At 34.0% G+C, this 13,045-nt stretch carries 10 protein-coding genes; all 10 read left to right on the top strand.

The genetic code is table 11. The features are described 5' to 3' along the window. Window positions 1-5 precede the first annotated feature (5 nt). Window positions 6-224, top strand: a complete 219-nt coding sequence (locus tag CGEO_RS08690; RefSeq protein ID WP_075493164.1) for a DUF4006 family protein — start codon at window positions 6-8, stop codon at window positions 222-224. 121 nt (window positions 225-345) lie between these two features. Then, on the top strand, window positions 346-954 hold the full coding sequence (locus tag CGEO_RS08685) for a TPM domain-containing protein (RefSeq protein WP_075540209.1): 609 nt from the start codon (window positions 346-348) through the stop codon (window positions 952-954). Then, on the top strand, window positions 935-1,426 hold the full coding sequence (locus CGEO_RS08680) for a FixH family protein (RefSeq protein WP_075493166.1): 492 nt from the start codon (window positions 935-937) through the stop codon (window positions 1,424-1,426). Before CGEO_RS08685 ends, CGEO_RS08680 begins: the two co-directional genes overlap by 20 nt. Before the next feature lie 50 nt (window positions 1,427-1,476). Continuing rightward, on the top strand, window positions 1,477-3,777 hold the full coding sequence (locus tag CGEO_RS08675) for a PD-(D/E)XK nuclease family protein (protein ID WP_075531859.1): 2,301 nt from the start codon (window positions 1,477-1,479) through the stop codon (window positions 3,775-3,777). Then, window positions 3,762-6,506: a RecB-like helicase gene (locus CGEO_RS08670; RefSeq protein ID WP_075540210.1), complete on the top strand. Its 2,745-nt coding sequence runs from the start codon at window positions 3,762-3,764 to the stop codon at window positions 6,504-6,506. The genes CGEO_RS08675 and CGEO_RS08670 overlap by 16 nt, the downstream gene beginning before the upstream one ends. A gap of 77 nt (window positions 6,507-6,583) precedes the next feature. Beyond that, on the top strand, window positions 6,584-7,009 hold the full coding sequence (rplM, locus tag CGEO_RS08665; protein ID WP_075493169.1) for a 50S ribosomal protein L13: 426 nt from the start codon (window positions 6,584-6,586) through the stop codon (window positions 7,007-7,009). A 2-nt stretch (window positions 7,010-7,011) separates the two neighbouring features. Continuing rightward, entirely contained in the window at window positions 7,012-7,401 is a 390-nt protein-coding gene (gene rpsI, locus CGEO_RS08660; RefSeq protein ID WP_075493170.1) for a 30S ribosomal protein S9, read from the top strand. 162 nt (window positions 7,402-7,563) lie between these two features. Then, a complete protein-coding gene (locus CGEO_RS08655; RefSeq protein ID WP_075540211.1) occupies window positions 7,564-8,550 on the top strand; it encodes an OmpA family protein in 987 nt (328 codons plus the stop codon). A gap of 52 nt (window positions 8,551-8,602) precedes the next feature. After that, the gene (locus CGEO_RS08650) at window positions 8,603-9,241 is read left to right on the top strand and encodes an HAD family hydrolase (RefSeq protein ID WP_075540212.1); all 639 of its coding nucleotides are present in this window, start codon (window positions 8,603-8,605) and stop codon (window positions 9,239-9,241) included. Between the two features lie 113 nt (window positions 9,242-9,354). Then, the gene (gene nifJ, locus CGEO_RS08645; RefSeq protein WP_075493173.1) at window positions 9,355-12,906 is read left to right on the top strand and encodes a pyruvate:ferredoxin (flavodoxin) oxidoreductase; all 3,552 of its coding nucleotides are present in this window, start codon (window positions 9,355-9,357) and stop codon (window positions 12,904-12,906) included. Window positions 12,907-13,045: the final 139 nt, after the last annotated feature.

The raw sequence follows: 13,045 nt of genomic DNA, 5'->3' as shown, positions 1-13,045 counted from the left end.
AAAAGATGGAAAACAATAATAGAAGTGTATTTAGTATACATGGAGTTACAGGTATGCTTATAGCTACTGTTTTACTTATTGCTATACTAGTTGGCTTGACTATCTGGGGTATTAAAGCACAACAGCAAGTTGCAGATAAGCCATATACTTTAGATAACCTTACTAGCGTGCCTATGAAAACAGATGTTAAGACCGCTAATGATGTTATGGTTATAAAGAAATAAGGGGGATGGAATCATGTCAAAAGCTTTAGAAGCAATCATCTTATTAGGGCTTATCGTAAGCGCTATAGTATGTGCATGGGCGGTTCTTACGCCTAATCATCTTTTTATAGGTTAATCGCAATTGAAAAGATATATCATGGGTGCTATTTTTAGCACCCTTTTTTTATTTACGCACATTAATGCACAAAGCATAGTTTTAGAAAATGACTCTATTTTACTTGATAAAACAATCTCAGAAATGCAAATCATAGGAGATGAACTATATCAAAAAACTGGCGTTGCTTTAGAAGTTGCCGCAGTTAAGAGCCTAAACGGACTTACACTTAAAGAAAAAGCTGAACAACTTAGTAAAAATTTAAAACAACCATACGCTTTTATACTTTTAGCAGTAGATGAGCAAAAAGTTGATATTTTTACAAATGGCGATGTTGAGTTTGATAAAGAGGCAGTTTTAAGCCCATATCCAAGCAGTGGAAGCATCATACCCATTATCGTTTCGGTTAAAAAAGGAAGCGATCCTTACAACCCAGCTTTGTTTAACGGATATGCAGATGTGGCTGAACGCATAGCAAAAAGCAAAAACATCGAGTTAGAAAACGCAGTTGGCAACACCAACAGAATCGTTCTTGATGTGATAAGAGTGTTTGTTTATGGTTCGATAGTTTTAGTTATACTTAGCGGATTATATTATAAAAGGTTGAGAAAGAAAAATGCAAACAAACAGCAGTAAAAAGACATTTTGGCCTTATGGAATACTTCTTTCTATAGGAGCTATCGTTGTAGCATGTGTGGCGACTGTTATCTTTTCGCTTGATTATCCAGTTCATATGGACAGCTTTTATCTTGAAAGTTACGATAAAGTAGATAGAAACTACAACGAAATTCAAAAATCACAGGCTAAATTTGAGTCTAAATTTGACGTAGCTTTACTTCCAAAAGATATAAATTTAAACAAAAAGTCTGAAGCAGACATAAAAATAGTTTCAAAAACAGCAGAAAATTTGCCAAATTTAACTAGTGAAATTCTACTAACTAGACCAGAAACAAATGAATTTGATAAAAAACTAGATGCTAAATTTGAAAATGGCGTGTTAAAAACGCAAGAATTTAGTGTGACTAAAAAAGGCAGATGGCAACTTTTGGTTAAGTTAAGCGATGGGGATTCAACAGCATTTTACAAATTTGAACTCTTAGCGATATGATAAAAAAAGAGCTTTTTGTATTTACCACTGCAAGGAGCATTCGAGCGTTTTTGGAAAAATTTGATAACGAAATTTTACCAAAAACAACTACTATAAACGCCTTTTTTAAAGAGTGCGTGTATCAACCAAATTTAGTAGAATGCGATGAGATAAATAGAATTTTATTTATGCAAAAAGCAGTTGTAAAGACTAAAAATTTACAAGTTAGTCTAAATTTTCCAAGCGAATTTTTTGCATTTTTAAAAAACAAAGAGTATCTTTTCTCATTTTTCAAAGAGCTTGCTATATCTAAAAAAGATATAAACTCACTTCAAACAAGCGACACATACGCGCAATACGATGAGCATTTAAGCATACTTGATGAGCTTTTAAGTAACTATAAATTTGAGCTAAAAAATGCTGGTTTTTACGATGATATAACGATAGTTGATGAGTATAAGATAAATGAAAATTTTATAAAAGATAACGATGAAATAACTATCTATATAGATGGAATTTTAAGCGAATTTGAACTAGAAATTTTATCTTGCATAAAGACTCTAACCACGCTAAAACTTATCTTTAAAACAACAAAATTTAACCATAAATTTATAAAAAACATATCAAATTTAAAGCTTAAGCAAGGCAAAGAATACTGTTTAAATTTAAGCACAAACGAAGTAGAAAGCGAACAAGACTTAAGCTTAAAAAGTGAAATTTTTGTAAGAGGACTAGCATCTCAAAGTATGCAATGTGCTTATATTTTTGAAAAAATTTCAACATTTATAAATAGCGGCATAAAGGCTCAAAATATAGCTGTGATTTTGCCAGATGAGGGATTTAGCGAGCTTTTAAAGCTGTATGATTTTAACAATATGCTAAATTTCGCTATGGGAACGCCATTTACTAAAACTCTTTTTTATGAAATATTTTCAAAAGTAGTACTAAATTTAAAAGAAGATAAAGCTCTAAATTTAGAGCAAGATTATATAAACAAGGCTAAAAATTACGATAAAGACACTCTTTTTTTAAATTCAGTAAATTTTGACAAACAGCTTTATGAGAAGTTAAAAATAAATTTTTATAAAGAGGCAAAATTCGATGAGTTTAAAGTGTTAGTTGATGAAATTTTACAACTATCAAACGAGCCAAAAATTGCAAAAATCCTAGAAAATCCACTCTATGAGATAGAAATTTTTATGCAAAACTCTACTTTGAGTTTTAGCCAAATTTATGAGATATTTTTAATGTTAATAAGCGGCTTAAGCGTAGAGCATGTAGGTGGTGGAAAAGTAAGCGTTATGGGGATTTTAGAATCGCGTGGTATGAAATTTGATGGAGTTATCATACCAAATTTTAACGATGAGCTTGTTCCAAAACGCTCTGTAAATGAGCTGTTTTTAAACTCAAAAGTTAGAGAAAAAGCGGGTCTTATAAGCTATTTAGAAAGAGAAAATTTACAACGGACTTATTATAAAAATGCCATTTTATCGGCACAAAAAGTCGCCATTTGTTATGATAATAGCGATGAGAAATTGCATTCAAGATTTTTAAGCGAGTTTGAATATAAAAAAGATAATGAGTATAGCGATGAGGATTATCTAAATTTGTTTAAAAGCGGTGGCTCGCAGTTAAATTTAGATGATGACAAACTTGTGTTCGAGCATGATTTTTTCGCATCTTCTATGTCATTTTCTAGACTAGATACCTACTTAAAATGTCCAAGAAAATATGCCTATGCGTATATTTTAAAACTTAGTCCAGCAAAGCCATTAGATGAAGATGAAAAGGCTAAAAACTTAGGCTCAGCGCTTCATAAAAGTCTTTATTTAACTTATAAAAAAGATATAAATTTCAGCCTTAAAAACTTTGAAAACGCCTTGCTTAGCGTGAAAAACGAGTTTGGCTTAAACGACTTAGATATCTGCATGGCATTGTTAAATTTTAAAAAATTTGCAAATTTGATGAGCGAGTTTGAAGCTGCTGGTTGGGTTTTTAAAGATGGCGAGCTTAAAGTAAACTCTAAATTTTGTGACATTGACATACATGGCTATCTTGATAGACTCGATTTTAATGGCACGGAGTATAAAATTATCGATTATAAACTAAGCGGTGGCGATAAAAACTCATTGCAACTACCGTTTTACCAAGCGCTTTTAGATAAAAACTGCCAAAGCTGCTATTTGAATTTAACGACAATGCAACTAGTAAGTCCAGCAAAAACAACAAGAGATTTACAAAGTGTTATAGAAGACTTAAAAAACATTTCAAACACGCAAATTACGTTTGAAAGAACCACAAAAACTGGGATTTGCAACTTTTGTCCATACACTTTGATCTGTAAAAGGAGCGTGCAGTGCAAAACTTTTTAGCCCTAAAAGCAAGCGCTGGAAGTGGAAAAACCTTTGCGCTTAGTGCTAGATTTGTAGCTTTGATTTTAAGTGGCGTAAAAGCAAATCAAATCATGGCATTAACCTTTACAAACAAGGCTGCAAACGAGATGAAAGATAAAATCATAACCTTGTTTTTAGAGTTTGAAAAAGAGCCATATAAGCTAAATGAGCTTTGCAAAATGCTAAATTTAAGCCCAAACGAAGTGATAAAAAAACGTGATGAGCTACAAGATGAGTTTTTAAAAGAAAATCTAAAAATTTCAACCTTTGATGCGTTTTTCTCATCGATTTTAAGAAGCTTTGCTCTAAATTTTGGGATTAATTCAAATTTTGCTGTCGAGTCAGATAAAGAGATAAAAAATCTTACAAAGAAGAAATTCATAGATGAAATTTCTAAAGAAAAAGGGCTTTTAAACGAGCTTGCAAGCTATATTTTATCAGCACAAAACAGTCAAGATGATTTTTTTAACACCCTAGAAAATATCTATGAAAACATAGGAAAACTTGGAATTTTAGAAGCTTGCTTGCTTCCAAGCGATGATAATATTCTTGATATTATGTCAAATTTAGCTAAATTTGCAACCCAAAAAGATGGCTCAGATACTGCCGTTAAGTCATTTTTAGCAAATAGAGCTCAAGAAGTTTTAGAAAAATCATTTTTATCAAAAGATACGCTTAATTACAAAACTTACTCTAAAATTTATGAGCCAGTGCTAGATGTGATGTTCGATGAGCTAAAAGAGGCTTTAAGGGAGTATTGTGTTGATTTTGAAAAGTATAAACTATCAAAGCTTAGTAAAATTTTAGAAATTTATAAAGATGCAAGACGCGATATTAGCAGAAATTTAAATGTTTTAACCTTTAGCGATATAGCCAAATTTGTTCACACGCTTTTAGTTGAAAAACAAAACTCGCAAATGCTCTATTTTCGCCTTGATGCTAGGATAAACCACCTTTTAATTGATGAGTTTCAAGACACAAACATAACTCAGTATGAAATCCTAAAACCGCTAATTGATGAAATTCTTGCAGGATATGGACAAAATGGGCTTGGAAGCTTCTTTTATGTGGGCGATACAAAACAAAGTATATATAAATTTAGAGGGGCAAAAAAGGAGCTTTTTGATAAGTTGATGGCTGATTATAAGCAGATTAATTTACAACAACTAAACACCAACTACCGAAGCGATGCTTTGATAGTTGAGTTTGTAAACGAGCTTTTTGATGGTAAAATCAAAGACTACACCCCGCAAAATCCAAGCTCAAAAAATGCTGGTTTTATCAAGGTTTTAAACAGCGATGAAAGTGTGGCAAAAAGTGCTGCAAAAGAGGCGCATGAGCTTATAAAAAGTGGCGCGCAAAGTTCAGATATAACCATACTTTGCTGGAAAAACAAAGATATAGATGAGATAAAACAAGAGCTTTTAACGCTAGATATAAACGCAAGTGGCGAGGGAGCGAACCTGCTTTTTAATACGCCATTTGTAAGAGCTGTGATAGAGTATGCTAAATTTTGTTTAACAGGAGAGCAAATTTATAGGCTAAATACTCAAAATTTAGTAAAAAAAGATGTCTCAAAACTTCAAATCGATTTTAGAAAAACTACAACCCAAACCGTGCTTTATCTTATAAAAAAGCTAGATATAAATTTAGCAAACGCCGATATAACAAATTTTATCGAACTTAGTAAAAAGTATACAAACATCATAGATTTAGTTTTTAGCGATGATGATACGCTAAGCGCGAGCAAGGATGGTGATGGAGTGAAGCTAATGACTGTGCATAAGTCAAAAGGGCTGCAGTTTCCTCATCTTATCGTGTGTGATAAATTTGGCTCATCAAACACCGATAGAAGCAAAATAGTTTATGAATACGACGTATCAGCGAACAAATGGGAAATCGCGCTTAAGCAAAAATACAGAGAAAATGTCGATGAAAACTACGCAAATTTTCTTAAGAAGTCAAAAGAGCTAAACAAAGAAGAGGATTTAAACAAGCTTTATGTCGCGCTTACTAGGGCAGAACACAGCCTAATAATAGTAAAAAACAAAGAAGCAGATGAGGGCAAAGAGAGCTTTTTTAATCAAATAGTGTTAAAAAAAGATGTCAAAGAGCCTCTTTTAGATATAAAAGAGCAAGAAAAGGGAGAGTTTATCCCATACAACACAAAAAATAGCGTTAAGAAAAATAAGCCAAAAACCATAACTTTAGCTCAAATTCCACCTCAAGAAAATAGCACAAAAGATGATAGTCAAGAGCTTGATTTAGGCAGTGTAAATTTTGGTTTAGCGCTTCACTATACACTCGAGAGTTTGGATAAATTTGATAAAAACTCGCTTCAAACCGCCTTGATAAAAAGCAAAAACAAATTTGCAAAATCGCTTGATAAAAATGCCTTTATCCAGATAGAAAAAAGAGTAAATTTGTTATTAGAGAGTGCTGAATTTAGCCAAATTTTAGCCGGTAAAGAAATTTATAAAGAGCTTCCATTTAAGATAAATGGGGCGTTAAAGCAACTTGATGTTTTGCTTGTCGGAAAGAACGAAATTTGCGTGGTTGATTATAAAAGTAGCGTAAAATTTATAGAAGAAAACAAAGAGCAAGTTTTAAGCTACAAAGAGGCTTTGGGCGCGATTTATCAAGATAAAATTATTAAAGCTTATATTATTTATTTGCTTGAAGATGAAATAAAAATTCTAAAAGTTTAAAATATACTTAATTTAAGTATTATTTAAGCATTATTTCTATACAATCACGTTTTACAAAATCAGACAAAGGTAAAATTATGACAAAAATTACTAAACCTAACGAAGTAAAGCGTGATTGGGTTGTAATAGACGCAACAGGCAAAACTTTTGGTAGAATGCTTACAGAAGTTGCTGTTTTATTAAGAGGAAAGCATAAACCATGCTACACTCCAAATGTTGATTGTGGCGATTATGTTATCATTATAAACGCTTCAAAAGCCACTTATACAGGATTAAACAAAGGCGAAGATAAACTTTATCACAGACACTCAGGATATTTTGGAAGCGTAAAAAGTGAGAAATTCTCAGATTTGCTAGCTAAAAATCCAGTAAAGCTATATAAATTAGCAGTTAGAGGCATGCTTCCTAAGACAAAGCTTGGTAAAGAGATGATTAAGAAGCTTAAAGTTTACGAAGGTGGCGAACACCCACACACAGCACAAATAACTAAAGAAGGAAAATAATCATGCCTACAGTTTATGCAACAGGAAAAAGAAAAACAGCAGTAGCTAAAGTTTGGGTAAAACCAGGAAGTGGTAAAATCACGGTTAATGGTATGGATTTAAACTCATGGTTAGGCGGACACGAAGCAATTAAACTAAAAGTTGTTCAACCTTTACTTGCTACTAAACAAGAGACATCTATGGACATCACAGCTGCGACTTTAGGTGGCGGATACAGCGCACAAGCAGAAGCACTAAGACATGGTATTTCAAAAGCTTTAGCTGCTATGGATGCTGACTTTAGAGCTGCTTTAAAACCAAAAGGACTATTAACTAGAGATAGTCGTGTAGTCGAGAGAAAGAAATTTGGACGCAGAAAAGCAAGAAGAAGCCCTCAGTTCTCAAAAAGATAATGTTGTACCTTGGATTTTTTCTGAGGTGTTTTTTAGTAGATTTTATCTACTTGTTTTTATGCTTTATGAGCATGAAGGTTATAAAATTAATAAAAAATATTTAAGAATAGTTTATATTAATTATGTTAGAATGATGACAAAATTCTTTGAAAGGAACTTGGTATGAAAAAATTTTTACTTGCACTTAGTTTATGTGCATCAACAGCTTTATTAGCTACAGACGCGGATTACAACTGGGAGTTTACTCCAACAATCGGAGGAATTTTACCAGAGGGTAATACAGATATGAAAGACTCTTTTAGTTATGGTTTAAGAATAGCTAAAAACCTAGAGAATGCTTGGATAGATCAAGTTGAGCTAGGTTATGATAGATCAAGCAAGATGAAATTGAAAGTTGAAGGCGATGAGCCAAGCTTGAATTCATATTTTATCAATGCTGTTAAAGATATCTATAGTTTCACAGACAACTTAAAACTATATGGTTTGGTTGGTGCTGGTTATTTGGATTTCTCTGAAGATGATTTAAGCAGTGGTTTTGGTCAATACGGTTTAGGACTTAAATACTATATAACTGATAATTTTGCTACAAAATTAGAAGCTAGAGATGCTATAACATTTGATCATGGCGATCATTTCTTATTCTATAGCTTAGGTTTTGCCGTTGATTTTGGTAAGAGAAATGTAGATATAGCCGCTCCAGTTGTAGCAACTGCAATAGGCGATGAAGATATGGATGGTGTTGCTGATAATCTTGATAAATGCCCAGGCACTCCAGCTGGCGTGGTTGTAGATGAAAATGGATGTGAAAAAGTTATAAGATTAAATCTTGATGTAAATTTTGCATTTGATAGCGCAAAAATCACTCCAGATTATATGAAAAAGATTGAAACAGTATCTGATTTCTTGCTTGAGCATAAAGACTACAGCGTTATCTTAGAGGGACATACTGATAGCGTTGGTGCTGCAGCTTATAATCAAAAACTATCTGAAAAAAGAGCAGTTAGTGTTAAAAATGCTCTAGCTGATTTAGGCGTAGCAAATGAGAGAATCACTACAGTTGGAATGGGCGAGACTCAACCAATAGCTGATAATGCTACAAAACAAGGTCGTGCTGAAAACAGAAGAGTTGACGCTAAATTTAGAAAATAATTTTAATACGAGCGGTCGAAAGATCGCTCTTTCTTACATATAAAGTTTCACTTTGAAAAAAACTATACTTTTTGACCTAGATGGTACACTTATCGACTCAACAGAGTCAATCTTGGATGGCTTTAGAACGGCTTTTAAACAACAAAACGAAATTTATCCAGATGATGAAAAGATAAAATCCTTTATCGGCTATCCACTTGAAATAATGTTTAGCAAGCTTGGCGTTAAAGATGAGCTTGTAGATGAATTTGTTAAAGCTTATAAAAGCAGATATAAAAGCACATTTTTAGATGCCACAACTCTTTTGCCTAGCGCAAAAGAAGCAGTAAAAGAGGCATATGAATTTGCTGATTTAGGCGTTGTAACTACTAAAACATCAAAATATTCTGTTGTTTTGCTAGAAGATTTGGGAATTTTGCAATATTTTAGTGCTGTTATTGGTAGAGATGATGTTAGTAATGCAAAACCGCACCCAGAACCTATTTTAAAGGCACTTAGCGTTATGAAAAAAAGCTTTGAGCATTCATATATGGTTGGCGATACTAAGTTAGATGCGATTTGCGCTACAAAAGCAGGCATAAATAGTGTTTGCGTAACTTGTGGATATGGTAAAAAAAACGAGCTTGAGCAACACTGCAAAAATATCTTTAAAACACCGCTTGAGGCTGTAAACTTTATAAAAAATTTATAAGTAAATTCTTTTAACTTTATCTTTAAATGCTCTTATTAAAAAAAATCTGCTACAATATGTAACTAAATTTTGATTCTAACGATACTTTAGTTAATATTTCTTAGGAGAACCTTATGAGCAAAAACATGAAAACTATGGATGGAAACGAAGCAGCCGCTTATGTTTCCTATGCTTTTACAGAAGTAGCTGGAATTTATCCTATTACCCCTTCATCTCCGATGGCGGATTATACAGATATTTGGGCGGCTAAAGGCAAAAAAAACCTTTTTGGTATGCCTGTTAAAGTTGTTGAGATGCAAAGTGAAGCAGGAGCTGCTGGAACAGTGCATGGCTCACTTCAAGCAGGAGCTTTAACTACTACATATACAGCAGCGCAAGGCTTATTGTTAAAAATACCTAATATGTATAAAATAGCAGGACAACTTCTACCTGGCGTTATACACGTTGCAGCGCGCTCTTTGGCTGCTCAAGCACTTTCTATTTTTGGTGATCATCAAGATGTTTATGCTGCTAGACAAACCGGTTTTGCTATCTTAGCAAGCGATTCAGTTCAAGAAGTTATGGATATAGGCGGAGTTGCGCACTTAGCAGCTATTAAAGGTAGAGTTCCATTTATGCACTTTTTTGATGGTTTTAGAACAAGCCATGAAATTCAAAAAGTAGAGGTTATGGACTATGCTGAATTTGATAAATTGATTGATTATGATGCGGTTAATGAATTTAGAAAAAATGCGCTAAACCCAGAACACCCAAAAACTAGAGGAACAGCACAAAACGATGATATTTATTTCCAAACTAGAGAGCTTTCTAACAGATACTATGACGCACTTCCAGATATAGTTGCTGACTATCTAAAAGAAATTTCAAAAATAACTGGTAGAGAGTATAAGCCATTTAACTACTACGGTCACCCAGAAGCAGAAAGAGTTATCGTCGCTATGGGTTCAGTAAATCAAACTCTTGAAGAGGTTGTTGATTATCTAGTTAAAAAAGGTGAAAAAGTTGGTATTGTAAAAGTTCATTTGTACAGACCATTTAGTCTAAAATATTTCTTTGATGTTATGCCAAAAAGCGTCAAAAAAATAGCAGTTTTAGATAGAACAAAAGAGCCAGGAAGCCTTGGCGAGCCACTATATCTTGATATAAAAGCCGCATTTTATGGTAAAGAAAATGCTCCAGTTATAGTAGGTGGAAGATATGGACTTAGTTCAAAAGACGTTGATCCTGCTCAAATGCTTGCTGTTTTTGAAAATTTAAACCACAAAGAGCCTAAAAACGGCTTTACAGTTGGTATAGTAGATGATGTAACTCACACTTCACTTGAAGTTGGCAAAAAAATCTCTCTTGGACATGAGGGCGAGATAGAGTGTCTTTTCTACGGTCTTGGAGCTGATGGAACAGTAGGAGCAAACAAAAACTCTATTAAAATCATAGGAGATAAAACTGATCTTTATGCACAAGCTTACTTTGCATATGATAGTAAAAAATCAGGCGGATATACAAGAAGCCACTTAAGATTTGGTAAAAATCCTATCCGTTCAACTTACCTTGTATCAAACCCACACTTTGTAGCCTGTTCTGTAGCGGCTTATCTTGATGTTTATGATGTTGTTGATGGTCTTAGAGAGGGTGGAACTTTCCTTTTAAACTCAATTTGGAGTGCAGAAGAGACAGCTCGCAGAATTCCAAACAAAGTTAAGAAAATTTTAGCTCAAAGAAATATCAAATTTTATATCTTAAATGCTACAAAACTAGCTCATGAAATCGGACTTGGAAACAGAACTAACACAATTATGCAGTCAGCTTTCTTTAAACTAGCTAAAATCATACCATTTGAAGAGGCGCAAACTTATATGAAAGAGTATGCGAAAAAAACTTATGGAAACAAAGGCGATAAGATTGTCGAGATGAACTACCGAGCTATTGATGAGGGCGCTGGTAAATTAGAGCAAGTTACAGTCGATCCTGCATGGGCAAATTTAAGTGTAGCTGAGGGCAAAAAAGAGGATAAATACTTAGGAAGCGATTTTATAGAAAATGTTGTTAAACCTATAAATGCTGCTCGTGGCGATAGTTTGCCAGTTTCTGCATTCTTAGGACATGAGGATGGAAGCTTTGAAGCTGGAACAACTCAGTATGAAAAACGTGGTGTTGGCGTAACTGTACCAAAATGGATAGAAGAGAACTGTATACAGTGTAATCAGTGCGCATTTGTCTGCCCGCACGCAGTTATCAGACCATTTTTACTAAATGAAGAAGAGGAAGCAAACGCACCTCAAACAGTTAAAGATCACCTTTTAGAAGCAAAAGGCAAAGAGGTTAAAGGACTAAAATACAAAATTCAAGTAAGCCCACTTGATTGTACCGGATGTGAACTTTGTGCTCAAAACTGCCCAAGCAAAGAGAAATCTCTTGTTATGGTTCCACTAGGCGAAGAGATGGATAAAGGCGAGCAAGAAAATGCTGATTATTTGTTTAAACAAGTAACTTACAAAGATGACTTGATGAATAAAGAAAGCGTTAAAGGTATCGGATTTGCAGAGCCTTACTTTGAATTCCATGGTGCTTGCCCAGGATGTGGCGAGACTCCATATATCACTCTTGTAACAAGACTTTTTGGCGATCATATGATAGTAGCAAACGCAACAGGTTGTAGCTCTATATATGGTGGTTCGGCTCCATCTATGCCATACAAAAAAGATGCAAGCGGAAAAGGTGTAGCATGGGCAAATTCACTGTTTGAAGATAATGCTGAGTTTGGTATGGGTATGGAAGTTGCAAGTGAAACTATGCGCCACCGCATAGCTGATATTATGATAAATACAAAAGATAAAGTTCCAAACGCACTTTCTGCACTTTATAACGACTGGTTGGAATTTAAAGATAGCACTCAAAAATCAGCTGAAGTTAGAGACTTGTTAATCCCAATTTTAGAGCAAAACAAAGATGTTGAAGGTGTAAAAGACTTGCTATCTTTAAAAGGATATCTAGCTAGAAAATCACAATGGATAATCGGAGGCGATGGCTGGGCTTATGATATCGGATATGGTGGACTTGATCACGTTTTAGCAAGTGGCGAGAATATCAACGTGCTAGTTCTTGATACAGAAGTTTACTCAAACACAGGTGGACAAAGTTCAAAATCTTCACGCGCAGGTTCTATAGCGCAATTTACAGCATCTGGTAAACCAGTTCAGAAAAAAGATCTCGGTCAGCTTGCTATGACTTATGGTAATATTTTTGTAGCACAAATCAACTCAAACGCTTCTCAAGCTCAAACTATAAAAGCGATTGCAGCAGCTGAAGAGTATAATGGACCAAGCTTGATTATAGCTTACTCTCCTTGTATCGCTCATGGTATGAAAGGTGGCTTGTCTAACTCAGGAAATCAAGCTGAGTTAGCGACAAAATGTGGTTATTGGCCAACTTATACCTTTGATCCACGACTTATCAAAGAGGGTAAAAATCCACTTAAAATAACTTCTAAAGAACCAGATTGGGAGCTTTATGAGCATTTCTTGCTAAATGAGACAAGATACAGCGCGCTTAAGAAAACAAATCCAGAGCATGCAGCAGCACTTTTTGAGAAAAACAAAAAAGATGCGCAAAAACGTCTTAGACAGCTAAAACGTTTGGCTAATGCTGATTATAGCGATGAGGCATAAACTAATCTAAATGGTATAAATTTAGAGCGTAAAGCTTTAAATTTATACTTTAGTTTGTCTAAATTTAGCTTTTAAATTTAGACAAACTTTTAAATTTCTTATCTACAAAGGAGTTTTGATGAAAAAATCGGACTCATAG

Origin of the sequence: Campylobacter geochelonis (assembly GCF_013201685.1) — a bacterium.
Classification (GTDB): domain Bacteria; phylum Campylobacterota; class Campylobacteria; order Campylobacterales; family Campylobacteraceae; genus Campylobacter_B; species Campylobacter_B geochelonis.
Note: the sequence above shows the minus strand (reverse complement) of the source record. Positions and strands in the feature narration are given on the sequence as shown.

What these genes read in the sequence shown, in the direction of transcription:
- nifJ (WP_075493173.1), top strand. Translation starts at nt 9,355, where the DNA reads ATGAGCAAAAACATGAAAACTATGGATGGAAACGAAGCAGCCGCTTAT.
- rplM (WP_075493169.1), top strand. Translation starts at nt 6,584, where the DNA reads ATGACAAAAATTACTAAACCTAACGAAGTAAAGCGTGATTGGGTTGTA.
- rpsI (WP_075493170.1), top strand. Translation starts at nt 7,012, where the DNA reads ATGCCTACAGTTTATGCAACAGGAAAAAGAAAAACAGCAGTAGCTAAA.
- CGEO_RS08680 (WP_075493166.1), top strand. Translation starts at nt 935, where the DNA reads ATGCAAACAAACAGCAGTAAAAAGACATTTTGGCCTTATGGAATACTT.
- CGEO_RS08690 (WP_075493164.1), top strand. Translation starts at nt 6, where the DNA reads ATGGAAAACAATAATAGAAGTGTATTTAGTATACATGGAGTTACAGGT.
- CGEO_RS08655 (WP_075540211.1), top strand. Translation starts at nt 7,564, where the DNA reads ATGAAAAAATTTTTACTTGCACTTAGTTTATGTGCATCAACAGCTTTA.